The sequence below is a fragment of the Paraburkholderia sp. BR13444 genome (assembly GCF_040948755.1).
Classification (GTDB): domain Bacteria; phylum Pseudomonadota; class Gammaproteobacteria; order Burkholderiales; family Burkholderiaceae; genus Paraburkholderia; species Paraburkholderia youngii.
The window spans coordinates 363527-388791 of the sequence record NZ_JBFPKM010000001.1; the positions used below are offsets into that span (position 1 = coordinate 363527).

The 25265-nt window shown below is 64.6% G+C and carries 17 protein-coding genes; 4 read left to right on the top strand and 13 right to left on the bottom strand.

What is annotated here, in order from left to right:
- Positions 1-6 precede the first annotated feature (6 nt).
- The 6 genes from glgX to imuA all read right to left on the bottom strand — a co-directional run bounded on the left by glgX (position 7) and on the right by imuA (position 11172).
- Entirely contained in the window at positions 7-2103 is a 2097-nt protein-coding gene (glgX, locus tag AB3X95_RS01590) for a glycogen debranching protein GlgX (RefSeq protein ID WP_368620508.1), read from the bottom strand.
- Complete coding sequence (locus tag AB3X95_RS01595) at positions 2093-4588, bottom strand: glycogen/starch/alpha-glucan phosphorylase (RefSeq protein ID WP_368620509.1); 2496 nt, start codon at positions 4586-4588, stop codon at positions 2093-2095. The genes glgX and AB3X95_RS01595 overlap by 11 nt, the downstream gene beginning before the upstream one ends.
- Before the next feature lie 287 nt (positions 4589-4875).
- The gene (locus AB3X95_RS01600; RefSeq protein ID WP_176365797.1) at positions 4876-5835 is read right to left on the bottom strand and encodes an SOS response-associated peptidase family protein; all 960 of its coding nucleotides are present in this window, start codon (positions 5833-5835) and stop codon (positions 4876-4878) included.
- Positions 5836-5883: 48 nt separating this feature from the next.
- Complete coding sequence (locus tag AB3X95_RS01605; protein WP_176119991.1) at positions 5884-9033, bottom strand: error-prone DNA polymerase; 3150 nt, start codon at positions 9031-9033, stop codon at positions 5884-5886.
- Between the two features lie 32 nt (positions 9034-9065).
- Positions 9066-10535 carry a DNA polymerase Y family protein gene (locus AB3X95_RS01610; RefSeq protein ID WP_184225631.1) on the bottom strand — a complete coding sequence of 490 codons (1470 nt, stop codon included), beginning with the start codon at positions 10533-10535 and terminating at the stop codon, positions 9066-9068.
- Positions 10465-11172: a translesion DNA synthesis-associated protein ImuA gene (imuA, locus tag AB3X95_RS01615; protein ID WP_026228047.1), complete on the bottom strand. Its 708-nt coding sequence runs from the start codon at positions 11170-11172 to the stop codon at positions 10465-10467. The genes AB3X95_RS01610 and imuA overlap by 71 nt, the downstream gene beginning before the upstream one ends.
- A gap of 84 nt (positions 11173-11256) precedes the next feature.
- Here imuA and AB3X95_RS01620 point away from each other — a divergent pair, with 84 nt between their 5' ends.
- From AB3X95_RS01620 to dctA, 4 genes are read left to right on the top strand one after another with little or no spacing between them, the layout of a single operon-like run.
- Positions 11257-11541 carry a hypothetical protein gene (locus tag AB3X95_RS01620; RefSeq protein ID WP_176108854.1) on the top strand — a complete coding sequence of 95 codons (285 nt, stop codon included), beginning with the start codon at positions 11257-11259 and terminating at the stop codon, positions 11539-11541.
- Between the two features lie 30 nt (positions 11542-11571).
- Positions 11572-11979, top strand: coding sequence for a GFA family protein (locus AB3X95_RS01625; protein ID WP_368598531.1), 408 nt, complete (start codon positions 11572-11574; stop codon positions 11977-11979).
- A gap of 57 nt (positions 11980-12036) precedes the next feature.
- Positions 12037-13005 carry a LysR family transcriptional regulator gene (locus AB3X95_RS01630; protein ID WP_176119987.1) on the top strand — a complete coding sequence of 323 codons (969 nt, stop codon included), beginning with the start codon at positions 12037-12039 and terminating at the stop codon, positions 13003-13005.
- Positions 13002-14309 (top strand): C4-dicarboxylate transporter DctA, encoded by a 1308-nt coding sequence (gene dctA, locus AB3X95_RS01635; protein ID WP_368620510.1) that lies wholly within the window; start codon positions 13002-13004, stop codon positions 14307-14309. The genes AB3X95_RS01630 and dctA overlap by 4 nt, the downstream gene beginning before the upstream one ends.
- Positions 14310-14349: 40 nt before the next feature.
- Here dctA and AB3X95_RS01640 read toward each other — a convergent pair whose 3' ends face one another.
- From AB3X95_RS01640 to AB3X95_RS01670, 7 genes are all read right to left on the bottom strand, one after another.
- A complete protein-coding gene (locus AB3X95_RS01640) occupies positions 14350-15132 on the bottom strand; it encodes a substrate-binding domain-containing protein (protein ID WP_176119985.1) in 783 nt (260 codons plus the stop codon).
- Between the two features lie 43 nt (positions 15133-15175).
- Positions 15176-16471: an MFS transporter gene (locus AB3X95_RS01645; protein ID WP_176365802.1), complete on the bottom strand. Its 1296-nt coding sequence runs from the start codon at positions 16469-16471 to the stop codon at positions 15176-15178.
- Positions 16472-16667: 196 nt separating this feature from the next.
- A complete protein-coding gene (locus AB3X95_RS01650) occupies positions 16668-19367 on the bottom strand; it encodes a CoA-binding protein (protein WP_176365803.1) in 2700 nt (899 codons plus the stop codon).
- A gap of 10 nt (positions 19368-19377) precedes the next feature.
- Positions 19378-20682, bottom strand: coding sequence for an ATP-grasp domain-containing protein (locus AB3X95_RS01655; protein WP_176119982.1), 1305 nt, complete (start codon positions 20680-20682; stop codon positions 19378-19380).
- Between the two features lie 716 nt (positions 20683-21398).
- Positions 21399-21713, bottom strand: coding sequence for a high-potential iron-sulfur protein (locus tag AB3X95_RS01660; RefSeq protein WP_176108846.1), 315 nt, complete (start codon positions 21711-21713; stop codon positions 21399-21401).
- A 91-nt stretch (positions 21714-21804) separates the two neighbouring features.
- Entirely contained in the window at positions 21805-23079 is a 1275-nt protein-coding gene (locus AB3X95_RS01665; protein ID WP_184225634.1) for a c-type cytochrome, read from the bottom strand.
- A gap of 116 nt (positions 23080-23195) precedes the next feature.
- Positions 23196-24923 carry a methanol/ethanol family PQQ-dependent dehydrogenase gene (locus AB3X95_RS01670; RefSeq protein WP_184225635.1) on the bottom strand — a complete coding sequence of 576 codons (1728 nt, stop codon included), beginning with the start codon at positions 24921-24923 and terminating at the stop codon, positions 23196-23198.
- Between the last annotated feature and the right edge of the window lie 342 nt (positions 24924-25265).

The following is a 25265-nucleotide window of genomic DNA, read 5'->3' on the forward strand; positions in this document are numbered from 1 at the left end:
GTAACTTCAGCTCGCTTCTTCCAGGACCACGACACTGCGCGCTTCCACGCGACATTGCTCGCTTTCGATGACGCCCTGCTGCGCAACTTGCACGATGTCATGCGGACTGTCGCGCGCGGTATCGACGATACGCCGCCAGTGCCGCGCGTCTGGCGCGGGCAACTCGACCGTGCGCGCGCAATCGCTCATGTTGAACACCATGTGCAGTGCCGGCTCGCCCGGCTTTTCGCCGCCCAGTGTGGCGGCGAGAAGCCGCGCGCCGGCATCGTGCCAGCCGGGCTCGTTCAGGCGCTCGCCATGCCATGCCACATCCGGCCGCGTTTGCCCGGGCGATGGCCGGCCGGTCAGGAAATTCTGCCGGCGCAAACTTGCGTGGCGCATGTGCAGCGCAATCAATTCACGCACGAAGCGCGACATGGCCGAGCCGGTTTCAGTGGGTGTCCAGTCGAACCAGCTGAGCGCGTTGTCCTGACAATAGGCGTTGTTGTTGCCGCGCTGGCTGCGCAGTACCTCGTCGCCGGCGAGCATCATCGGCACGCCCTGGCTCAGGAACAGAATGGCCATCAGGTTGCGCGCCTGGCGCAGCCGCAGCGCGAGAATCGTCGGGTCGGAGGTCTCGCCCTCGGTCCCGCAGTTCCACGACAGGTTATTGGAGCTGCCGTCGCGATTCCCGTCGCCATTGACCTCGTTGAGTTTCGTCTCGTAGCTCACCAGATCGATCAGCGTGAAGCCGTCGTGGCACGTGACGAAGTTGATGCTGTTGTCGGGCAACCTGCCGCCGTCCGCATACAGGTCCGAACTGCCCGCGATGCAGGTGGCGACCTCCCCGATCAGGCCCGGGTCGCCGCGCACGAAACGGCGAATCACGTCCCGATAGCGGCCGTTCCACTCGGCCCACGCCATGCCGGGAAAGGCGCCGACCTGGTACATGCCGGCGGCGTCCCACGCTTCCGCGATCAACGGCACGTGCGCAAGCACACGCGAAGACTCCATCGCCCAGGGCAGCGGTGGATCGGCCATCAGCTCGCCGTGCTGGTCGCGCGCGAAGACACTCGCCAGATCGAAGCGGAACCCGTCGACGCCCAGCTCCTCCACCCAGTATTCGAGGCAATGAACGATGAACGCCGTCACCAGCGGATGGTTGCAATTGACCGTGTTCCCGCAGCCGGTGTAGTCCCGATAGCGACGCCGGTCGGTCTCGTCGAGGTGGTAGAAAATATCGTTGACGAGGCCCTTGAAGTTGATGACGGGCCCCGTCTCGCCGGCTTCCGCCGTATGGTTGAACACGACGTCGAGCAGCACAGCGATGCCCGCGGCGTGCATCGCGTCGGTGAGCGCGCGAAACTCCTGCGGCGCGCGCGCGGGGTCCAGGCAGTAGCGAGGATGCGGGCTGTAGAAGCTATGCGTGCTGTAGCCCCAGTAGTTGATCAGGCCGAGGGCTGCCGTCCCGGGCGGAACGTCCTGCTCGTCGAAGGCCATCACCGGCAGCAGCTCGACGTGGGTCACGCCGAGTTGCGTGAGATACGGAATCTTCTCGATCAGGCCGGCGAAGGTGCCGGGATGCTGGACGCCGCTCGACGGATGACGCGTGAAGCCGCCCACGTGCAACTCGTAGATGATCGCGTTGTCGAGGCCGCGCGAGATACGGTTGGGGGGCGCGCGCAGCGGTTCCGTCACGATCGCGCGGTGCGTGGCGTGCGCGGCGGGGTTCGGGTTGCCGGCCCCACGCCGTGTCCACAGAACGTCGCTGACCGCGCGGGCATACGGATCGAGGAGTTCGCGTTCGGGATCGAACGCGAAGCCGCCGGACTGCGTATCGCGCGGACCATCCACTCGCCACGTGTAGTGCGTGCCGAACGGCAGTCGTTCCACCATCACATGCCAGAAGAAGAAGGTTCGATTCTCATCGGTACAGAGAGGGATGATCTGAAACGGCGCGGGGCTGTCCGCGGCCTCGTACAGCAATAGCTCGACGCGCGTCGCGTGGCGGCAGAAGATGCAGAAATTGATGCCCCCGGGCACCGCGCTGACGCCCGTCGGAAACCGCGAGCCGGGGCGAACCGCGTGAGCACGCAGCAATGCCGTTTCAGGGTCATTGGTCAAGGGTGATCCTTATCGGGCAGATCCTCCAGATCTTCTTGCAGTATTCGCCGATGGCCCGGTCGGAGGAGAACTTGCCCGAGCGCGCGGTGTTCAGGATCGACATGCGGGTCCAGCGCCGCGTGTCCTGCCAGGCGGCGCTGACGTCGTCCTGACGCGCCACGTAAGCGGCGTAATCGGCGAGCACGAGAAACGGGTCCGCGTGCAGCAGATTGTCGATGAGCGGGCGGAACATTTCACTGTCGCCGCGCGAGAAATGACCGTCGGCGATCAGTTGCAGTACTTCGCCCAGTTCCGCGTTGTCCTTCACATAGTCCGCGGGGTGATAACCCGCGCGCTTCACGCCTGCCACTTCGTCGGCGGTCAGGCCGAACAGGAAGAAGTTTTCGTCGCCGACTTCTTCGCGGATTTCGACGTTGGCGCCGTCGAGCGTGCCGATCGTCAGCGCGCCGTTCATCATGAACTTCATGTTGCCGGTGCCAGACGCCTCCTTGCCGGCCGTCGAAATCTGCTCGGAGACATCGGCGGCGGGGTACATGAAGTGGGCATTCTTCACGTTGAAGTCCGGATAGAACACGACCTTCAGCCGGCCGTTCACCACCGGGTCGTTATTCACGACTTCGGCAATGCCGTTGATCAAACGGATGATCAGCTTGGCCATCACATAGCCGGGCGCGGCCTTGCCGCCGAAGACGAAACAGCGCGGCGTCAGCGCGAGTTGCGGATCGCGCAGCAGGCGCCGGTACAGTGTGACGATCAGCAACGCGTTCAGATGCTGCCGCTTGTATTCGTGGATGCGCTTGACCTGCACGTCGAACAGCGCGGCAGTATCGACGCCGATGCCGGTGACGCGGCGGATATGCTCGGCGAGCACCTCCTTGTTCGACTGCTTCACGCTGCGCCAACGCTGCTGGAACGCGGCGTCGTCGGCATAGGCTTCGAGCTTGCGCAATCGCGCCAGATCCGTGACCCAGCCAGCGCCGACGGTCTCGTCGAGCAGCCGCGCGAGCCCCGGATTGCAAAGCAGCATGAAACGGCGCGGGGTGACGCCGTTCGTGACGTTGTGAAAGCGCTCAGGCCACAATTCGGCGAAGTCCCGCAGCACGGTCTGCTTGAGCAGCCCGGAATGCAGTTCGGCCACGCCGTTGATCGCATGGGCGCCGACCGTCGCGAGATGCGCCATGCGCACGAGCTTGTCTCCGCGCTCGTCGATCAGCGACATGCGTGCGAGGCGCGCTTCATCGCCCGGAAAGCGTTGCCGGACCTCGTCGAGGAAACGCCGGTTGATCTCGTAGATGATTTCGAGCAGGCGCGGCAGCAGGTTGCGCATCAGCGGCAGCCCCCAGGTTTCGAGCGCCTCGGGCAGCAGCGTGTGATTGGTGTACGCGAGCGCGCGCCGCGTGATGTCCCAGGCCTCGTCCCACGGCAGCTCCTTGTCGTCCACCAGCAGACGCATCAGCTCGGCGACCGCGATCGACGGGTGCGTGTCGTTCAGCTGCACGTTGAACAGATCCGCGAAGTGTCCGAGCGGTTCGCCCTTGATTTCGAGCAGGCGCAGCATGTCCTGCAGCGAGCACGACACGAAGAAGTATTGCTGCGCGAGACGCAGGCGCTTGCCGATCTCGGGCTCGTCGTTCGGATACAGCACTTTCGATAGCGTCTCGGAGATGACCTTTTCGTTGACGGCCTCGTAATAGTCGCCGGCGTTGAAGTCCTGCAGGTCGAACGACTCGACCGCTTCGCTTTTCCACAGCCGCAAGGTGTTGCAGGTGTTGACGCGATAGCCCAGCATCGGGATGTCGCACGCTACGCCTTTGATCTGCCGCGTGGGGGTCCAGCGCACACGCAGGTGCCCGCGTGCGTCGGTCTCGTTGTGCGTGCTGCCGCCGAACCCGACGTAGTACGCCACCTCGGCGCGCACGATCTCCCACGGATTGCCTCGTTGCAGCCACTTGTCGGTGGTTTCGACCTGCCAGCCGTCGCGAATTTGCTGGTCGAAGATGCCGAACTCGTAGCGGATGCCATAGCCGATGGCCGGGATTTCCAGCGTCGCGAGCGAATCCAGATAGCAGGCCGCGAGCCGGCCCAGCCCGCCATTGCCGAGCCCCGGTTCCTCCTCGATCTCGAGCAGCGTATCGAGGTCGACGCCGAGCGAGGCCAGCGCTTCACGCGCGTTGGCCTCGATGTCGAGGTTGGCGAGGTTGTTGCCGAGTTGCGGGCCGATCAGGAATTCGGCGGAAAGGTAGCAGGCTACGCGCGAATCGCTGACGGCGTAGGTCTGGACGGAGGCGGCCCAGCGCGCCAGCATGCGGTCGCGCACACTGTACGCGAGCGCCATGTACCAGTCGTGCGGCGAAGCGATGGCCGGATAGCGGCCGAGCAGGCACAGCAGATTGTCGAGCACGCCGCGCTGCAGCGCGGCGGCGCTCAGGCCGGTGCGCGCCGCATCCATGCTTTGCGGCGTGGTCGTGGTGGGAGCGTCGTCCATGGAGCTTTCCCCCGGTGCGTGCTGCGCGTGAGGTTCAGAAGGGCCAGACCCAGTCGGCGACCTCGGCGCGGTCCGTGGCGTGCGTATGCGCATGGTGCAGGTGGTGGGCGCGTTGCGCAGGCGCTTCGATGATTGACGGGGTCCGGATCGCACCTGTTCGCGAACCTCTGCGACCGGGTATTTTTTGCCAGCCGACGAAGATTCATAACGCAGAATATGTTACTGCGCGAAGATTGCAAGGATGATCCGGCACCGTATTGCGCGGCCTGGAAAACCGCATGTTGTATTCAGGCCGCGATCCGATGTTCGTAGAACGGCCGGTCCCGATCGTCGAGAATCGCGTACAGCGCTGCCAGATCGTGCGGATCGGGATTCAACCACGCGTCGATATGCTCGGGCTTGATCGGAATGATGCAGCGATCATGGCCGGCGGCGGCAACCTCGGGCGGCGGATCATCGGTGATGGCCGCGAAGGACAATAGATCGGGCTCGCCTTTGCCGCTCCAGCGTGACCATAAGCATGCGACCAGCATGTCATGGGGCGGGTTGGGGCTGAACTCCAGCCGGACATTTTCATCTTTGTCGCCGGGCGCGAGTTCACGGCCTTCCATCCGCGCGCGCGATACGTTCTCATAGAACGAACTGGCCAGCACGAGTCCATGCGAGTAGCCGAATAGCGTTTTCCAGAAACCTTCGAGACTGTCCCGACGAGCGTTGTACGTGCCCGGATAGCGGGTGTCGTACGATGCGGGCTTGCCGGCGAGGCGGCACTGATAGCGCATCGGCTTGACCACGCGCTGGCCGTTTTCCATCACCAGTACCGGCGCGTAGTAGCCTGGAAAGATGCGCGAGTCGGCTGCTTTGGGATCGACGCGGCGGAGGTCGTCGAGCCGTTCGAGCGTGCGGTCGATCTTGTCTTTGGCGATCCGTTGGCTCTCGGTCGCCGCCTTGGTGACTTTGGTCTGCAAGGAGCGCTCGGCATCGGCGAAGCGGGTGCGCTGTTTGAACAGTTCCTGTTCGAGCTTCACGGTCTGCTGCGACCGGAAGCGTTCGATCAGCGCCCAGACTTCCCGTTGCGCGTCGGACTGCGGTTCCGAGAAGGCGTCTTCCATCGCTTTGGGAATCCTGGCCTGATTGTCTTGCGCGCGTTCGAAGAAAAGCCGCGCGAATTCCTCGATGCTCATCTGCGCGCCGAACATGCGAACGTAGCGCCGGTAGTCCGCCACGATCTGAGCCGAATAGCACATGGATGCCCTCCGTTTGCTGTTCCGATGATACGCATTCGCGCGCTCGCGTCAGCAGAAGTTTCTGCTCGTCGTTTGCAACTTGCCCAGCAGATGGGACATATCGACGAGCCTCTGCGCGACGAGGTGCCGTACTTCTCCCTGACACTGCCACGTGCCGTACACGGCGAGCAGCGTGGCGCCCAACGCTTCCTTGCGCTGTTTTTCGAGCAGGCCCGGCCAGATGATCACGTTGACGTTGCCCGTCTCGTCTTCGAGCGTGACGAATACGACGCCCTTGGCCGTGCCAGGTCGCTGACGCACCGTCACCAGTCCGCAGGCGCGCGCGAGGCGGCCGTCGCGATAGGTCCGCAGCGTCGCGGCCGGCATCAGCCGGTTCGCGAGCAATTGCGGCCTGAGCAGTTCCAGCGGATGGCGGTTCAGCGTCAGGCCGAGCGAGCGGTAGTCGGCGACGATGTCGTGCGCTTCGCTCGGTGCGCCCAGTTCGGGCGTTTCGTCCTGAGTCGCCGCGGCCGCGAGCATGTCCTTGTCCGGCACCGCGGCGACCGACTGCCACAGCGCTTCGCGGCGGTTTCCCGCGAGCGCTGCCAACGCATTCGCATCCGCGAGCGCATGCAGGTCTTTGCGGTCGAGCTGCGCGCGGCGCGCGAGATCGTTGACGCTCGCGAACGGACGAACCGCGCGCGCGTTCTCGATCCGTTCGGCGGCGCCGTCCTTCATGCCGCGCAGCAGCGAAAGACCGAGCCGCACGGCGGGGCGCATCGCCCCCGCACGCGGTTCGAGCGAGGAGTCCCAGCCGCTCACCGTCACATCGACCGGCAACACCGTGACGCCGTGCCGCTGCGCATCCTGAACCAGTTGCGACGGCGAATAGAAGCCCATCGGCTGGCTGTTCAGCATCGCGGCGAGAAAGGCCTCCGGTTCGTGACACTTGAGCCAGCTGCTCGCATAGACGAGCAGCGCGAAACTGGCCGCGTGACTTTCGGGGAAGCCATATTCACCGAAGCCCTTGATCTGCTCGAAGATCGCCTCGGCGAAGGCCTCATCGTAGCCGCGCTCCTGCATGCCGAGCACGATGCGGTCATAGTATTTTTCGAGCCCGCCCTTGCGTTTCCACGCGGCCATCGCGCGCCGCAGCTGGTCGGCTTCGCCGGCCGTGAAGCCGGCCGCGAGAATCGCCACCTGCATCACCTGCTCCTGGAAGATCGGCACGCCAAGCGTGCGGCCCAGCGCGGTCTTCAACGCGTCGCTCGGATAGGTGACGGGCTCGAAGCCCTGGCGGCGCTGCAGGTACGGATGCACGGCGCCGCCCTGAATCGGACCCGGCCGCACGATCGCGACTTCGATCACGAGGTCGTAGAACGTCTGTGGCCGCATGCGCGGCAGCATGCTCATCTGCGCGCGCGATTCGATCTGGAACACGCCGACCGTATCGGCGGCTGAAATCATCGCGTAGGTCGCGGGATCTTCAGACGGAATGTCCTGCATTTCGAAACGTTCGCCGCGCTGTTCCGACACGAGGTCGAGCGTGCGCCGGATCGCGGACAGCATGCCGAGCGCGAGCACGTCCACCTTCAGCAAGCCCAATGATTCGAGATCATCCTTGTCCCACTCGATCACCGAGCGGTCGGCCATCGCCGCGTTTTCCACCGGCACGAGCCGCGTGAGCTTGCCGCGGCTGATCACGAAGCCGCCCGAATGCTGCGACAGATGGCGCGGAAAATTCAGCAGTTGCGCGGCGAGCTTCGCCCAGGCCTGAATCAGCGGCTTGTCCGGATCGAGGCCGGATTCCGCGAAGCGCGCGAGCAGATCCTGGCGGCCATCGAACCAGTGATGCGACTTCGCGACCGCATCGACGATCTGCGGATCGACGCCGAGCGCCTTGCCGGTTTCCCGCAGCGCGCCACGCGGACGATAGGTCGACACCGCCGCCGCGATCGCGGCCCGGTCGCGGCCGTACTTGCGATAGATGTACTGGATCACTTCTTCGCGCCGCTGGTGCTCGAAGTCGACGTCGATATCGGGCGGCTCGCCGCGCTCCTTGCTGATGAAGCGCTCGAACAGCATGTTGCCGCGCGCCGGGTCCACCTCAGTCACGCCGAGGCAGTAACAGACCGCCGAGTTCGCGGCCGAGCCGCGCCCCTGACACAGAATGTGCTGGCTGCGCGCGAAGCGGACGATGTCATAGACGGTCAGGAAATACGGCTCGTACTGCAGGTCCGCGATCAGTTCGAGTTCGTGCTCGATCTGCTGCTGCACGTGATGCGGGATCCCCGCCGGAAAACGCCGCTGCGCGCCGATATAGGTCTCCTGGCGCAAATACGAGGCCGGCGTATGGCCGGCCGGCACCAGCTCGTCGGGATACTCGTAGCGCAGCTCATCGAGCGAAAACGTGCAGCGGCTCATGATGTCGACCGTCGCGGCCAGCGCGTCTTCCGGGTACAGGTTGGCGAGGCGCAACCGCGAGCGCAGATGCTGCTCGGCGTTCGGCGCGAGATCATAGCCGCACTCATGGACCGGCTTGCCGACCCGGATCGCGGTCATCGTGTCTTGCAGCGGCTTGCGCGAGCGCACGTGCATCACGACTTCGCCGAGTGCGACGACGGGCACGTCGCGGCTCTTCGCGACGAATTCGACCGCGCCGCGATGCATGTCGTCCATCGCGCGCTGATGCAGCACGAGACCGACCCATGCGCGGCCGGTGAAGGTTTCGTCGAGCCATTCGACCTGCGCGTCGAGCGCGTCTTCGCTGGCCGGGAAATCCGGCACCAGAATCGCGAGGCAGTCGGGCATGCCGAGCAGGTGGCGATATTCCTTCTCCGGCCGCGACAGATCCTGCGGCGTGAGCCGGTATTCGCCCTTAGGCGCGCGCATGCGTGCCAGCGTGATCAGTTCGGACAGGTTGCCGTAGCCGTTGCGGTTGCGGGCGAGCAGGATCAGGCCGAAGGCCGGCGAACCATCGGCATTGACGAGCCGGAAATACGAACCGACGATGAACGGCAGCTTCGCTTCCTTCGCCGCGACATGCGCGCGCACGACTCCCGCGAGCGAGCATTCGTCGGTGATCGCGAGCGCGGAGTAGCCGAGTTGCGCGGCACGCTCGGCCAGTTCCTCAGCGTGCGACGCGCCGCGCAGAAACGTGAAGTTGGAAAAGCAGAACAGCTCGGCATACGCCGGCAGCATCGTGAAGGTGGTGTCCATGGCCGTTCATCCGCGCATATCAGCCGCGCCTGTCAGCCGAACAGGCCATGAAGGAACCAGCGTTGCTCTTCTTCCGCGTCGCGGCTGCTCACGCGTTCGCGGTAGATCCAGTAGCAGCTCTGGTCGTCCGCCTGCGCGACGAAGTAATCGCGCGTGACGAGCTCGCCGTCGAACCAGCCGCTCTCGATGCGCTCGCCCGGCGACACCATGCGCAACGGCGAGCCATAGAACGGACGGTGCTGGCGCATCAACAGACGCACGGGCGTGTCGAGCATCCACGTCGGGCGCGGCAGATTCTGCGGCAGCGGTTCGGGTTTGACCGGCTGCGACACCGGCAGCCAGCGGTTCGCGATCTCCGGGCGATGATCGGCCGTCGGTGCGGGTTTCAGCACGTTCTCTTCACCGAGCCGCGCGACCAGCAGTTCGAGCAGGCGCTCGTGATCTTCCTGCGAGCCGCCCGGTTCGGGAAACAGCGTCGCGGACGCGGGCGCGGCCGACTCGACGTTCGATGCGTCGAGCCGCAACGCAATCACGGGCGCGGCGAGCTCGATGCGATGCAGCCGCTCTTTCAGCAACCGCATCAGATGTTCTTCGCGCCAGGTCGGCTCGCCGAGCGCGATGTCGATCGTGGTCGGCTCGATCGCATTGCGTCCGCGCTCGTGTTCGAGCGACAGGCGAATGCCGCTGACCGCAAGCTGCTTCGCGCACAGCCATCCGCACAGTTGCACGACGAGCCGCTGCGCGCCGAATACCGCGCCATCCGCGTGTTCAAGCCGGTCCGGCATCTCGATGCGCGCCGAGAACGTGGGCGGCAGTTCGAGCCAGTCGAACAGTTCGGGCGCGGTCCCGAACGCGCGGTCGAGCGAGTCGAGCAGATGTTCGCCGCAGCGGCGCTGCAAGCCGGCGCGGGGCAGGCGGCGCAGATCGGCGATGCGCTCGCAACCAAGGCCCGTGAACCAGTCGGCGAACGGGCGGACTTCGGGCACGGCGAGCATCGGCAGCGCTGAGAGGCGCTGTTCGAGCGACGCGAGCTTCAGCACGCGGCGGTTGCCGAACTTCGCGAGCAGCCACGCGCCCTGGCCGGTCGGCGCGGCACTGATGCGCGCGGTGAAACCGAGCGCATCGAGGATGGCCTTGGCGTCGCGGCACAGCGCGAGCAGGCCGCCGAAGAGCCGCAGACTCGCGCCGATCTCGACGACCACCGTCGCCTCATCGAGCAGCGCGACTTCGGGTGAGAAGCGCATCAGTGCGATCCCAACCTCGCGATGAGCCGCCGCCTCGCGGCCGCTGTCGCGCTCAACCATCTCGGTTTCCGGCGACAGCGTCAGCACGCCGCCGCGCTTCATGCCCGCACGCACGCCTGCCGAGCGCGCGGCGGGATCGGCCATGACCACCTTGTCTTTCTCCAGCACCGCGCAGCCATGCGCGGGCTCAGGCGACCACTTCGGTCTGAAGACCTCGAGCGGCAACTTTGGCAGATGAACGGCGAGAAAGACGCGCATGTCGGGAAAGCAGAACGGGTGTGGGTTGAAGGGGAATCGACAGGGGCTCTGCGCGAGCGGGCCCTCGTCGTTTCACGATGTCGATGGTGAGACCCTCGGCCGATGGCCTGAGCGCGAGCCGCAGCAGCGCGGGCGACGCGTCCTGCGCAGTGGCGAGCGGCCGCACCATGATGAACAGCGTCTCCGACGACTGCGCGGCCAGATGCAGGCGGCGCAGCGACGACGCCTGCGCGTATTGCGCCCAGAAGATCAGCGCGCCGCAACTGCCGGCGCGCAGGATCTGCTCGGCGGACCACAGCGCGTCGGCGGTTTTCGGCGCGTTGATGCGCAGCACCTGCTGCAGCGACAGGCCGATGTAGTTGAGCCCGAGGCCGTCCGGCGTGTGCGGCGGCTGCACGAAGGCGACCGGACGCTCGCCGACGGCGCTGAGCGCCGGCTGCAACAGCCGCAGTTCGCCGACGCCGGCCTGCTGCACCAGCAGATCGACCAGCGCGCCGAGCGGCCAGCCGCCGCCGGGCAATTCCGCCGACAGGGCCGGATAGCCGGTATCAACGCTGCGGCCGCGGCCAGCGCCAAGCTGGGACGCCCGCCACAAGGACGGGTGAATGGCTTCCGGTGCTGGCAGGGCGGTTGTCATTTGCGAAAATACCTGTATGGATATACAGTATCCTACATCGTTTTTAAGATATGGCGAATAGGCACTTTTTTCGGGAGCGGATGAATGGACATGCGAGTGCGCAAGCCGGCCGGGCATCCAATGCCCGAGATCGCGGCGTTCGTGGCCGAACTGAAAGCGGCGTTCGGCGAGCCGGGCATCGATGAAGCGATTCGCCGCGGCAAGGCGGGCGAGCCGAGCTTTCATGCTCGGGAAAACGGCCGCTCGGTGGGAACGGCGCGGCCGGCCGAGGCTAACGTCTGGCGCGTGGATCGCGCGGTGCGCGACCGCCACTACTGCGAGGGTTGCGACGGCTCGTGCGTTGGCAGCGCGAAGTCGTGCCGTCCATAATTGCAGCGGCCCTCAACCTCGGAGAACCCCATGCTGCGCACGTACCTCGGAAGCTGCCATTGCCAATTCGTGAAGTTCGAGGCTCGCATCGATTTCGACAAGGGCACGTCGAAATGCAATTGCAGTTATTGCAGCAGGCTGCGATTCTGGCACGTGCAGGTTCGCCGCGAGGACTTTCGTCTGCTTTCGGACGAAGCCGCGCTCAGCGAATATCAGGGGAAAAATGCGGTCGCGCATCATCCGTTCTGCCGGCGCTGCGGGGTCCATGTATTCGATCGGATCGATATGCCGAACGGCACGGGGTATCCGTATATCAACGTCAACATCATGTGCATCGATGAACTCGATCTCGATGCGGCGTTGAGTGCGCCCGTGATCTATCGGGATGGGTTGCACAACGACTGGGGCAATCCGCCCGAGCAAACGCAGCATCTTTGATCGCTGCGTCTCCTGAATAATGCAAAATAATCGGTTTCCAAGATGCGGAGACCGGTCGTGGGCGTCAACTTCGACTTGAACGACTTGCAGGCGTTTCGCGCGGTGGTGGAACTGGGCAGCTTCCGCAAGGCCGCCGAGGCGGTGAGCATTTCCCAACCGGCCTTGAGTCGTCGGATCGACAAGCTCGAGGAAGCGCTCGGCGTGCGTCTCTTCGAGCGAACCACGCGTAGCGTCACACTCACAACTGTCGGCCGCGTGTTCGCCCCGAGCGCGGAACAACTGCTGGATGACCTTGACGTCGCACTGCTCGGCATTCGCGATGTTTCATCGAGCCGCCTGGGTCATGTGACTATCGCGTGCGTGCCATCGGTGGCGTACTACTTTCTGCCGAGCGTCATCGCGAGCTACCATCGCCGCTTTCCACGCATCCGGGTCAAGCTTCTGGATGCGAGCGCCAACGAGGTGCTTGGCGCCGTCATCAGCGGCGAGGCTGATTTCGGCGTGAGCTTCATGGGCAGCCAGGAGTCCGAGATCGAGTTCAAAGTCCTGCTGCAAGAGCGGTTTGTTGCTGCTTGCCGCCGCGATCATCCCCTCGCACGCAAGAAGCGCGTGACCTGGACCGAACTTTACGAGCACGATTACGTCTCGGTCGACAAGACTTCCGGCAACCGTCTGTTGCTCGACCAGGCGCTCTCGAGCGTCGCGCCACGTGCGCCGAGCGTCTGCGAGACGCGACACGTGACGACCATGCTCGGGTTAATCGAAGCGGGGCTCGGCGTCGCCGCCGTGCCGTCGATGGCCATGCCCGGACATGACCACCCGATCCTCACGAGCGTGCCGCTCGTCGAACCGGTGGTGAGACGACGCGTGGGAATCGTAAGACGGCGCGGACGGCCGCTCACACCGGCCGCCCAGGAGTTTCATCGGACGATCATCGAGATGAAGCGCGCCGGAGCCGCAAGCGGTGATGCCGTGGGCAATAACGTAACGGCGACAGTCAAGACAGGAAGGAAGACCGCATCGTGAGGCTGGCAAGACCGCTTCGTCCGCTCTATGTGCAAGTCCTGCTGGCCATGGTGATCGGCATGATCCTCGGCCATTTCTGGCCGGCAGCGGGCGCGCTGCTCAAGCCGCTCAGCGACGCGTTTCTCGGGCTCGTGCGGATGATGGTCGCGCCGATCGTCTTCTGCACGATCGTCTCGGGCATTACGTCGCTCGCCAGCGGGAAGGCCATCGGACGCACGATCATCCGGGCGCTGGCGCTCTTTTATTGCCTGACGGCCGTCGCGCTTGTGTTCGGACTCGGCATCGCGTTCGTGCTGCGACCTGGCGCGGGCATGCACATCGACGTACATCATCTCGATTCGAGCATCCTCGCGCAATATACGAAGCACGCGCAGGCGGGCGGACTCGTGGCGTTCGGCTTGAGCGTGATCCCGGAGACGATGCTCGGGGCCTTCGAGAAGGGCGAGGTGCTGCCGGTGCTGCTGCTCTCGCTGCTGTTCGGCTTCTCTCTGAATTCATATCCGCAGGCCGGCCGGCCCGTGCTGGCGCTCATCGACGGCGTCGCCCAGATCCTGTTTCGCGTCCTCGCGATGATCATGCGGCTCGCTCCGCTCGGAGCGTTCGGCGCGATGGCGTTCACGGTGGGCCGCTTCGGCATCCGCTCGGTCGGCTCGCTCGGCATGCTGATGGTGTCGTTCTACGTCGCATGCGTGATGTTCGTTGCGCTGGTGCTCGCGCCGCTCGCGCGGCTGCACGGTTTCGCGCTTTGGCGACTCCTGCGCTACATGCGCGAGGAATTGCTCATCGTTCTCGCGACATCGTCGACGGAGCCGGTGCTGCCGCGTTTGATCGGGAAGCTGGAGGCGCTCGGTTGCGACAAGGGCGTCGTCGGGCTCGTGCTGCCCGCGGGCTATTCGTTCAATCTGGACGGCACCGCGATCTATCTGACGCTCGCCTCGATGTTCATCGCTCAGGCGTGCGATGTGCCGCTATCCGCGTCTCAGACCGCGACGATGCTCGCCGTCATGCTGCTCACTTCCAAGGGCGCGGCCGGCGTGTCCGGCAGCGGGCTGGTCGCGCTCGTCGCTACGCTCACGGTGATTCCGGACTTGCCGGTTGCCGGGGCGGCGCTGCTGGTGGGCATCGACCGCTTCATGTCCGAGGCGCGCGCGCTGACGAGCGTCATCAGCAACGCGTGCGCAGTGATCTTCGTTTCGATGTGGGAAGGCACGTGCGATCGAGCGCGTCTCGCACAGATGCTCAGGGCGCCCAAGCCAGCCCGCCCGGACGTCGCGAATGATCCCGCGACAGACGCCTTGCGGTGACGGGAATGCTGGCTGAGGCAAGCCTTCCCGTGGTTCTGCCTCAATGCGCCAGGACGGAATCGAGCCCGGTCGATTTCACTTCCGTTTGTACATCGGGTGAAGCAAGATAGTCGAGAAGCGCTTTCGCTTCCTTCGGATGCCGCGCACCGACGGGAATGCCGGCGGCGAAACGCGTGACGGACTGCAGAGACTCGGGAATCTTGCCGACGAACGTGGCGCCCTGGACGGGCAGCAATTCGCTCACCTGCTGGAAGCCGATTTCGTAGTCCCCGTTTGCCACCACCGACGCCACCGGAATCCGCGGGATCATCTTCGCCTTCGACCTGACCTGATCCTCGATGCCCAGCTTCTTGAACAGCTCTCGCTCGATATAAACGCCGCTCGCGCTGTCCGAGTAGGCGATCGACTTCGCCTGCAACAGGGTCTGCCTGAGGCCCTCGGGGGAGCTGATGTCGGGCTTCACCGCCCCTTCGCGCACGACCATGCCGATGCGCGAATCGGCCAGCTCTACCCGCGATCCGGGGATGACCTTGCCTTGCTTGATCAGCTCGTCGAGTGCGTAGCCGACCATGATGACGGCGTCCGCGGGCTCGCCGCGCTCGAGCCTGTTGGGGATCGCTTCGGGCGATTTGCCCATCGAGGGCCCGAGCGAGGTGTCGAGCGTGTTGCCAGTCTGGGACGCGAACCTCGGGCCGAGCACCTTGTACGCGGCGGTGAAGCCGCCGGAGCTCATGACGTGCAGGTCGGCGGCCTGCACGTTCGCCGCAGCGGCCGAGCTTGCGACGAGCGCCGCGGCGCAAAGTTTCAGAAGCAGATTTTTCATGGTCATGGTCGTGTGCGGTTGCGATGGATGCGGGGCAAGCGCATCAGTGCGCCGGCGTCAGCGTTACTGCGCGGCGGCGATAGAGCGCGAACGTCGCCAAAAGCGCGCACGCTGCGGCGAGGCTCATCCAGTATCCGGGCGCGGCCTTGTCGCCAGTCATATGAATGAGCGCCGTCGAGATCGCTGGCGTGAAGCCTCCGAACACGGCCGTCGCGAGGCTGTAGGCGAGCGAGAACCCGGCAACGCGCACCTGCACCGGCATCACTTCCGTGAGCGCGACGACCATCGCGCCGTTATAGATGCCGTACATGAACGAGAGCCAAAGGAGGACGAGCAGCATGTTGACGAAGCTCGGCGCGTGAGCGAGCAGCGACAGTGCCGGGTAGGCGGTCGCGATGGCGAGCACCGTCATGGCGACGAGGAGCGGCCGGCGGCCGAGCTTGTCGGAGAGCGCCCCGCCGATCGGCAGCCACACGAAGTTCGATACGCCGACACACAGCGTCACGAGCAGGCTGTCGGCGGTGCTCAGGTGCAGGACCGTCTTGCCGAAGGTCGGCGCGTAGACCGTGATGAGGTAAAAGCTCGTGGTGGTCATCGCCACCAGCATCATGCCTGCGACGACGACGGCCCAGTTCTGTACCAGCGTGCCGAATACTTCCTTCATGGTCGGACGATGCTGGCGCGCCTTGAACTCCTGCGTTTCCTCCAGATTGCGACGCAGCATGAAGATGAACGGCACGATCATGCAGCCCACGAAGAACGGCACGCGCCAACCCCACGCTGCGATGGCCGATGCGCTCAGCCACTGATTGAGCCCGAAGCCGAGGCCCGCGGCGACGACGATCGCCACCTGTTGGCTCGCGGACTGCCAGCTCGTGAAAAACCCTTTGCGGCCGGGCGTGGCCATCTCGGCAAGATACACCGACACGCCGCCCAGCTCCGCGCCCGCCGAGAAGCCCTGCAGCAGCCGTCCGAGCAGCACGAGCGCGGGCGCCAGAAGTCCGATCGTCGCGTAGCCCGGTACGAACGCGATCAGGATCGTGCCGCTCGCCATGATGGAAAGCGTGACGATGAGGCCCTTGCGGCGGCCGACGTCGTCGATGTAGGCGCCGAGCACGATCGCGCCCAGCGGGCGCATCAGGAAGCCGGCGCCGAACACGGCGAATGTCATCATCAACGAGGCGAACTCGCTGTGGGCGGGAAAGAAAACGTTGGCGATCTGCGTGGCGTAGAAGCCGAACAGGAAGAAGTCGAACTGCTCCAGGAAATTCCCGGCCGTTACACGGAAAACCGTGGCGGCCTTCGAACGTCCGGTGGAAAGGTTAGACGAGGGGTGCATCGAGGTGTCTCCTGAGATCTTGAAAAGACGCGGTGGTCCGGCCGATTGTGATTTTGGAAATATTGGCCTGGAGGCGGCAAAACGATAAGTGCAACTTTCGGAACGATTGATGTTCTGCCGTTATCAATCGCGGCCCTGCCGTCGCCACCGCGCCGCGCAACGCGAGCACGGCGGCGGCCGTCAGAGGTCTTTTTTGTCACGCAACGAAGTGGCATTGGGAAGCGGCCGTGCGCGTATCCATATTGCGTCCGCGGTTCAGGTGATCGTCAATTTCAGCAGCGCAGCCGAGCATACGCGGATAGAGAAAGATCGTGAACGCGGCCGTTTCGAGATCCGCCTCGCTGAACGCTCCGCGCCTGAGCGGCTTCCACAGCATCTTGAGCAGCAGCGCGGCGATCACTGCGTCGACATTGACGCAATAGACGTTACGCGACACGCCGGCATCGAAAAGCGCCTGAACGAGCGCGCGGTAATACGCATGGAACACGTTGTACTCTCCGCGAGCTTCATAGAGGTTCGCTATGAAGACTTCGCGCGGGTCGTGATTCACCGGCTTGTCTTTGAAGACCGGATGATTCACACCCGGAAGTTTCGCGATGTCAAGACTGCCCGCATGCTTCTGGCGTGCCTTGTACTGCGCGTAACGATCGACGGAGCGGCGCGCGAGCGCTTCCAGGTCGACGGCATGGTGCGCATCGGAAGGATCATCGAGGCCGCTGTCGCGGAACGCCTCGTTGAGAAACGCAATGCCTTCATAGCCGTTGCCGCCATGCGTATAGCCGGTGTGTGTGAGGAACCCCGCGAGCGCCTTGTTCAACTGCACGCGCTCGGGGCTCTCGGGGCCGTCTGCGGATACCGCGCCCTTTGCGCCCTGTGCCGAAATCGCGCCTGGTCCGTTTGTCAGCAACAAGCCGGCGAGCGTCCTGAAGGCGAACAAATCGTCGGCGGTGGGTTTCAGGTTGAGGAGCGCCGCGAAAGCGATTTCGGTCACGGTGCGCTCGCCAAGCAGCTCTTCGGTGGCGAAGCCGCAAAAGCCCTCGGAGCTGTGGCGCGAAGCATCCGCCGAAGCGCCGATCATCGTGCCGAAGAGTTTCGTCCACCACGGCAGACTTTCCGCCGTCAGGCGCGAGATGCGCTTGCGCATGAGCGGACCCCAGGCGAGCGTCGTCGTGATGGCCGCGAGAACGGCTTCCGAACGCGGATGTCCCGGGCCGCGCGCCAGCCACCGGATGATTGCGGAACTCACGCCGCGCGCGGCGAGCGCCGCGAGCATCGCTTGCGCTTTCGGGTCGGGTTCATCGGAGAAGAGCGCCGCGCTGCCGGTGGTATCGACGGCATCGGTATCGAAAGTCTCATCGAATGCGTCCGTGAGCCTGGCTGCCGCGAAGCGGTCGATCATGAGTGCTGCCGCCTCACGCGCGGCGCGCTGACGAATCGGCCCGACGATCGCCGCCGCAGCCGCGAGCACGGCGTTGGGCGCATTGCCCGCCTCGCGCGAAGCCTGCGCGGCCGCCAGTTCCGGCGTGCCGTGCAAGTTCACCGCCGCGCCAACCGCCACGTCGATGAGCTTCGCGTCGTTCGCTCCGCCCAATTCGTGCAATAGCGCGAGACAGACATTCGCTTCGAGCGAGTGGGTCGCCGCTTCGAGCATCGACACGCCGTGCAGGCTGCTCACCTGCGAGCTCGCATCCATCTGAGAGGCGCCCGAGGCATCCTTCATCGGCTGGCGCGGCAGGACCGCGCCTATATGGCTGTTCACCCGCGCCACCTGCTCGTTGTACGGCGCGATGGCTTCCACCACAGGCAGGGCGAGTTCATCGGGCAGTGCGAGACCCTGATCCGAGCCAAACCACGGTTTGAGCGCAAGGCTGCCTTCGGGCTCGAAGTCGGGCATCGTCGCGTTCTCGCGCATCACCGCCGTGAGTGCCGCCGGAATGTGCGCGATGTTCGTCACCACCGCGCCCTTTGCCGAGCAGCAGGGATCGTCCGGCGTGAAGAGCCGCTCGACGCCAAACTTCTCCATGAACCAGCGCTCTTTCGCGCGCGCATCGTCGGCGCCGCCCGCCATTGCGCCCGCGTGGCCCACCGCACGCGTGAGACGGCTCTTCCAGCGTCCCACCACGCACGCGACGACCGGTTTCGTGAATGCGGCGTCGGCCTCGTAGTAGCCGCCCGGCTCGCAGTACAGCACGGCGGCCTTGCTGCGCGCGTCGTTGGCGAGGGCGAAGGCGAATTCCGGCGCGGCATAGTGGATGTAGACGTCCTTGCCGCTGGAGACCACGGTCGACGTGCCCCAGCCGCTCATGCGCAGATATTGCGCGATGGTGGTGCTGAATCCGCCCGAGTTGGAAAAGATCGCGATCGAGCCCTGCCGCAAAGTCGCGCCGGGATCGTCGCCGCCGAGCGCGCCGCCGATGCGCACGCGCTGCCACGAATCCGCGACGCCCAGTCCGTTTGCACCAAAGATGTCGATGCCGGCCTGCTGGCCCATCGCTCGAATTTCCCGTGCGTCGTGCACCGAGATCTTCTCCGTGATGATGAAGATCTTGCGCAGATCGGGATTCACGCGGATCAATTCGGCTACGCCGTCGCGCGCGGCCGAAGGCGGCAGGTACACGACGCCGCAATTGAACCGGTGCCCGGCTTCGAGGCCTTCGCGCACGTTGTTGTAGACGGGGATATCGCCCGCGGGAGTCGCGAGCACCTGTCCGCCTTTGCCAGGCGCCGTGCCGAACACGACGTTCGCGCCCGAAAACGCATGGCTCACCGGCGTCACCTCCGACGACTCGCCGCCCAGTATGTTGAGCACGCATACCCGGTCTTCGCGCGTGGCGATGTGTGCGAGCGACTGGATGCCTACGAAATACCTGAAATGATTGTTTCCTTGCTTGACCACGTCTATCTCCTTATGCCACGTGCGTTTCTGCTTGCGGGTGCGCCTCGCGCGCGCCGATACGCGCCGCGACCTGCGCGCGTCCGCCCGATTGCATCCACGCATCGGCCTTGCGTGCGTACTGGATCACTTCGCTGATGTCGGAATCGAACCCGAAGAGGCGATAGGGCAGGCCGAGCGCATCACAGGTGTCGCGCAGTGCGGACATGCCACGCACGAGGTTCGGGCCGCCGCGTCCGAGGACGACATAGAGCGGCGTCGGACCGTGCTCGCTGAAGTGCTCGCGCAGTGCATCGGCCATCGCGCGCAGCGTTTCGTATATGTCGGTGTTGTTGGACTTGCCGCCGATGATGAACAGTACGTTGGACTGCTTCAGCCAATGTCGGAAGCAGATGCGCGCCACTTCCTTCATCTTTTCGTAGGGCGGATTGCCACCAAAATCCGACGAGATGATGGCCGCGTCACCCAACATCTCCGTGACGAGCGAATTGGCTCCGCCGCCGAACGTGGGCGCGAGGATCGTTCCCTTGTCGTTGATCACGTAGACATCGCTTTGACCCTGGTGAGTGCGAAGCTGATTGATCTCCTGCTCAAAGTCCGAGTAGTCCGCGGCGAACAGGTGAGCGGGCAGGCCGAGACGCGAGAAGCGCGGGTCGTCGCGATCGAATCCACATTTGAAGTCGCAGGCCACCGGAATGAGGCGCCCCTTCTTGTCCTCGCGCATGCGGATCGGATTCAGTTCGAGCGTCGTCATGCCGAAGTCGTGAAACAGCTCCCAGAGCTTGGGCAACTGCTGCACGAGCGGAGAAATGATCTCGCGCGGCGCACCGATCTCGCTCAGCGCATTGGCGACGACGAACGCTTTCAGGCCGGTCAACGCATCGAAGGGCACCATTGCGACGTGCCTGGGATCGACCTCCTCGATATCCATGCCGCCCCTATGCGAGAGCGTCATGGTCGGAGCGCGAAAGCGGGTGGAATCGGTGATTGAAAAGTAGACTTCGTGTTTGGCTGGTACTCCGGCTTCGAACGTCACGCCGTTCGCCTTGGCTCTTACGTGCCCCACGATATGCTCGGCGAAGTAGAGGCGCTCTTTCTCCGCAAGCGCGGTCTTGAGATCGGTCGCGCGGCCGAGCAATCCGGCCTTGCCCTTTTTGCCCACGCCGCCCTTGAATACCGGCTTGATGAAGATCTGCTTGTGACGGTCGATCAGCGACTTGATCTCTTCCTCGCTCGCCCCGGGCCCCAGCACTTCGCTGGCCGGAAATCCGACAAATTGCAGCAGGCGCGCGCCGTGCAGCATTCCAGTGATTTGCATATAGAAGTCTCCTGAATTTTCTTGCGACATGAACGGAAAGCGGCTTTGCATGCGACCAGTGCTGCGCTTCGCTCGCAGCAGGTGCGAGCGAAACCCGCGTCGTCGAGCGCGCGTGCTTGTGGCAGCGCGAATCAACGGCGACGTGTGTCGTGCAAAAGATGCGTCGGTGCGCAGCGCCGCGAACGTGACTCGAGCTCGCAGTCGGATGCGCTGATAGGAACGGCGTCACGCGCTTGCAGGTTCTTCTTCTAATGCGCTGTTCTTTTGAACCGTTTTCTCGGGCTTCTGTGACACATAGTTGCGCAAGAAGACCAGGAGTAGAAGTGCGATTTTTGGAAGCATTGATGCATGGGCGTTATCAATGCCAATGCTGCGACCGCGTGAAGGCAGGCCTTGATGAGGCCGGTTTCCCTGCAATTGCGCCGGTCAGGGGGCTCTTCGCGGATGGTGGGGCATGTCCGGCAGGTGGGCGTCCAGTCGATTGCGTTCCGCGGCGTACCGAATAGCAGGCTGGCAGCGCCCCGTCCAGGGAGTTGACATCGATCTGCTCCGGTTGAAATGTTCTCGCTGTTTGTTCGGGAGACTAAGAATACATGCGGCGGACAGTAGCTTGGCAGAGCTCCAACGTCGTTCAGCAATCGCATCGAATCAGCGAGCGAAGCGTCGGCAGATCCGTCGCGCGTGCGCCGTTTCGCGGCGCACCCACGGATCAGCGCTCAAGCTCGTGGCGCATAGACGTTGCACCAGCCTTCAGCGGCAACGGATTTGCCGGGGAACATCGGGCACGGTCCGGCGGCCTCACCCGCTGCGCCGGTATAGAAACGACAGTTCGCGCAGGTCTGGCCCGCGTGGTACTTGGGGAACTTCGCGGCGTCGACGCTGCTCGCTTTCGCACGATAGCCGAGCGAGCCGGCCGTGGCGTCGTTTTCATCGACGGGCGGCGGCGCGGCGAGCGCGAGGTCGGCGCTGGCGAGTGCGGCACACAGGCCGGCGGCCTGGAGAATGAAGTGTCTGCGATTGTGAGAGACCATGATGATGTCCTGAGAAAAGAAATGGGTCGGCCATGCCGCATTCCATTCGATCGAAGCGGCGTGGCATTGCAATGCAGTGCGATGCAATGTGTCAGTGGCGCGGTCCGGCGTTCAGCGGTGTGGTCGAGGATTGCGCGGCCTGCGCGGTCAGCTTCGCGTTGCCGGTGTCGTAGCCATTCGTATAGAGCAGGAAGGCCATCAGATCGGCGTACTCCTCATCGCTCATCTTGCCGGGATGATCCGCGGGCATGTTGGTCGACATGTACTGATAGATGCCGCCGATCGTCAGATGCGAGTTCGCCGCTGGCGCGAAAGCCGGTCCGATCAACGAGGGCGCCGTGTTGCCTTCGAGCTTTTCGCCGTGGCATTTCGCGCACGAATCGGCGTAGAGATGTTCGCCGTGGGCGACCTGATCGTGATCGAACGATGGTGCCTCGGTCGTCGCCGCAACCTTGATGAAGCCGCCGGCGGCCGGCATGCCGCTCACGCGCCATACATTCGCACGCGGCGACGGCTGCGTCGGGCCGTCGAGATAGCGTGCGGGACTGCGCACGAGGCTCGCGCGAGTGGTCGCCGAAACGGTCGCGATCGTGGCTGGTAACGCCCAGTTGCGCGTCAGCGCCGCGAGCCGGCCATCGCTGCGCAAGCGCGCGAGCGCGCCGTCGATGCGCTTTTGCATCTGCTGCGTGCCGGGTCCCGACGCGAACACGAGATTCCAGTCGGCATAGGGCGATTCGGCGACGGCGACGTCGAAGTGCTGCTGCGGGTGCGCACGCCGATACGCCACCACGGCCGGGTACCAGACGATCGCGCGCTGGGCGCGTCCTTTCGCGACGGCGTCGACGGTCAGCTTGGAGGTGGTTTCCAGATCGAAGCGCGCGTTCTTCTGCTCGACCGCGATCAGTTGCGACGGGCTCGACCAGGTGGCCGCAATCGTGATCTTGCCGTCCGGTGCCGCGACGCTGGTGTTGGCCGCATGGTCGCCGCGCAGCGCAATGCTGACATAGCCGGAGTGCAGATAGCCCTGGGAAAAGAGTAGCTGGGAGTCGGAGCCGTCGGCCACGCTCGAACGCGGAAAGCCCGCGATCACATCGCAGTCGCGCTGCAGCGATTTCGACAGCTCGCGAGCGGAGATGCCGTCGTCGTCGCCGTTGTCGTCGATGCCGCGCGACGCGAAGGTCGCGGCGATGCCCGCGGTGCTCAACACCGCGCGTGCAACGGACTTGTCCAGCTCGGCCGAAGGGCTGCCGGGCATCGTGCATACGCGGACGCTGGATGGCGTCTGCGCCGCCGCATGGACGGCAACCTGCGCGGCGCCGGCGACGAGCGCGCTGGCGAGGGCAACCTGAGTGAGTCGAATGTTCATGATGGTGCGTTCCTGTGATGGCGGGAACACCGCGCCCGCCTGAACTGCGTGCGGGCGCGGAGAGACGCAGCTGCGAGAGTCGGAGGTGCAGCACGATGCGGGTGCAGTGGCTGCGTTCAGCTGCGATCGAGCGCGAACACATACAACGTGCCGCCGCGCGGAACGTCCTTCGCGACGTCGGCCATCGGGCCGCCCCAGATCGGATTCGCACCGCCGTAGCCCGCGAGCACGGCCACGTATTCCTTGCCGTCGACTTCGAACACGGAAGGTTGCGCGACGATGCCGCTCGCGAGTTGCGGGCTCTCCCACAACACCTTGCCCGTCGTCACGTCGAACGCGTACAGATGGCCGTCGAGCGAACCGCTGAAGGCGAGGCCGCTCGCGGTCGTGGCGACGCCGCCGTTCCACGGCATTTTGGTCCAGTGACCCCACAGCTTCTTGCCGGTATTGACGTCGATGGCTTGAAGCTCGCCATAGCCCTGGCTGCCCGGTTCGGGCTGAATCTCGAAGCCTTCGCCGAGGTAGGGCAGGCCCTCCATGTAGCTGACCGACTTGCCGGACAGGCTCATGCACGCATGCAGCGATGGCACCACCGCGATGTGCCGCTCCGGATCGTAGGAGGTCGACCACCAGTTCTTGCCGCCGAGAAAGCTTGGGCAGGTGTTGATCGTCGTGCCGGCCTTCGGAAACCGGCTGGCGTCCTGAACCGGTTTGCCGTCGGCGGTGTAGCCGGTCACCGACAGCGCCTTGACGAACGGCTCCGCGTAGATCAGCTTGCCGGTCTTGCGATCGATCGCGTGGAAGAAGCCGTTGCGGTCGGCATGGATGATCGCGTCATACGGCTTGCCCTTGTAGCTGATGTTGGCAAGCACCGGCGTGTTGACGCCGTCGTAGTCCCAGGTGTCGTTGTTCGTGTACTGGTAGTGCCACTTCAGCTCGCCGTTTTTCGGGTTGAGCGCGAGCAGTGAATCGGAGTACAGGTTGTCGCCCGGACGCAGCGCGGCGAGCCACGGCCCCGGATTGCCGACGCCCCAGTACAGCGTCTGCGTGGCCGCGTCGTAAGTGCCGGTCAGCCACGCCGCGCCGCCGCCATGTTCCTGCATGCCGTCGGGCCATGTGTCGCTACCTTTCTCACCGGCACTCGGGATCGTATAGCGCTTCCAGATGATCGAGCCGTCGTCGGGATTGAGCGCGGCGATATAGCCGCGAATCCCATATTCGCCGCCCGACGTGCCGACGACGATCGCGCCATCGAGCGCGAGCGGTGCAAGCGAGAACGCGTAGCCGAGACCCGGCTCGAACATCTGTTTCTTCCACACGAGGTTGCCGCTCTGCGCGTCGATCGCGGCCACCTCGCCGCTCAGCATCGCCACGTAGACGTTCTTGCCATACAGCGCGACGCCGCGATTCACGACATCGCAACAGGCGGTCTTGAACGATTCCGCGCCGAGCTTCGGCTCGTATTTCCACAGCTGCGCGCCGGTTTTGACATCGAACGCATAGACGTTGTCCTTGGGCGTACTGACGAAAAGGTACCCGCCGTTGACGATCGGAGTTGCTTCGAATCCCTGCTTGAGTTCCGCGGGGAAACGATAGCTCCAGGCCTGCTTGAGACCGGCGACGTTCGATGCATCGATCTGCTTCAGAGGGGAATGCGACTGGCCGCTATAGCTGCGGTAATAGGTGAGCCAGCCAGGGTCGCTTTGCGCTTGAGCGAGGCGCTCGTAGGTCACGGCGGGATAGTCCGGGGCGGCGCCCACCGGAGCCACGTTCAGTGCCATCGCGATCGCGATGCTCGCTCCAAGGACAGCCAGCCGGCCAGCGGCGGGCGAACGGTTCTTCATGGTCGTCTCCTGAATGTTTGTCGATGCAGTGCCGGGAGAGGCGTCGCCCCTTCGTTCCGTGTCGATCCGGATGCGATGCCGTTACTGCAAGTCACATGCCATTTTTGTGAGCGAGTCCGAAAGGGCGGCGCGCCTGAACGTGCGGCGGCATATATCGCTTGCGTGGCGTTCCATCTGTTGCGTCCCGGTACAACGCCGGGCGATGGAGTGTTGAGAAACAGCACAATTGCGGCGCTCGCGCACATCGCTCGGGGCGAGGGCGACGCCAGCAGCGCGGGTCGAGCGCCACTCGGGGTGACTCCGCATATCGCAACGCGCATCGATTTGCGGTAATACAGCCTC

Excerpts from the sequence above, each read along its gene's own strand:
- AB3X95_RS01595 (WP_368620509.1), bottom strand. The coding sequence starts at position 4,588 with ATGGACGACGCTCCCACCACGACCACGCCGCAAAGCATGGATGCGGCG.
- AB3X95_RS01600 (WP_176365797.1), bottom strand. The coding sequence starts at position 5,835 with ATGTGCTATTCGGCTCAGATCGTGGCGGACTACCGGCGCTACGTTCGC.
- AB3X95_RS01605 (WP_176119991.1), bottom strand. The coding sequence starts at position 9,033 with ATGGACACCACCTTCACGATGCTGCCGGCGTATGCCGAGCTGTTCTGC.
- AB3X95_RS01610 (WP_184225631.1), bottom strand. The coding sequence starts at position 10,535 with ATGCGCGTCTTTCTCGCCGTTCATCTGCCAAAGTTGCCGCTCGAGGTC.
- imuA (WP_026228047.1), bottom strand. The coding sequence starts at position 11,172 with ATGACAACCGCCCTGCCAGCACCGGAAGCCATTCACCCGTCCTTGTGG.
- AB3X95_RS01620 (WP_176108854.1), top strand. The coding sequence starts at position 11,257 with ATGGACATGCGAGTGCGCAAGCCGGCCGGGCATCCAATGCCCGAGATC.
- AB3X95_RS01625 (WP_368598531.1), top strand. The coding sequence starts at position 11,572 with ATGCTGCGCACGTACCTCGGAAGCTGCCATTGCCAATTCGTGAAGTTC.
- AB3X95_RS01640 (WP_176119985.1), bottom strand. The coding sequence starts at position 15,132 with ATGAAAAATCTGCTTCTGAAACTTTGCGCCGCGGCGCTCGTCGCAAGC.
- AB3X95_RS01645 (WP_176365802.1), bottom strand. The coding sequence starts at position 16,471 with ATGCACCCCTCGTCTAACCTTTCCACCGGACGTTCGAAGGCCGCCACG.
- AB3X95_RS01655 (WP_176119982.1), bottom strand. The coding sequence starts at position 20,682 with ATGCAAATCACTGGAATGCTGCACGGCGCGCGCCTGCTGCAATTTGTC.
- AB3X95_RS01660 (WP_176108846.1), bottom strand. The coding sequence starts at position 21,713 with ATGGTCTCTCACAATCGCAGACACTTCATTCTCCAGGCCGCCGGCCTG.
- AB3X95_RS01665 (WP_184225634.1), bottom strand. The coding sequence starts at position 23,079 with ATGAACATTCGACTCACTCAGGTTGCCCTCGCCAGCGCGCTCGTCGCC.
- AB3X95_RS01670 (WP_184225635.1), bottom strand. The coding sequence starts at position 24,923 with ATGAAGAACCGTTCGCCCGCCGCTGGCCGGCTGGCTGTCCTTGGAGCG.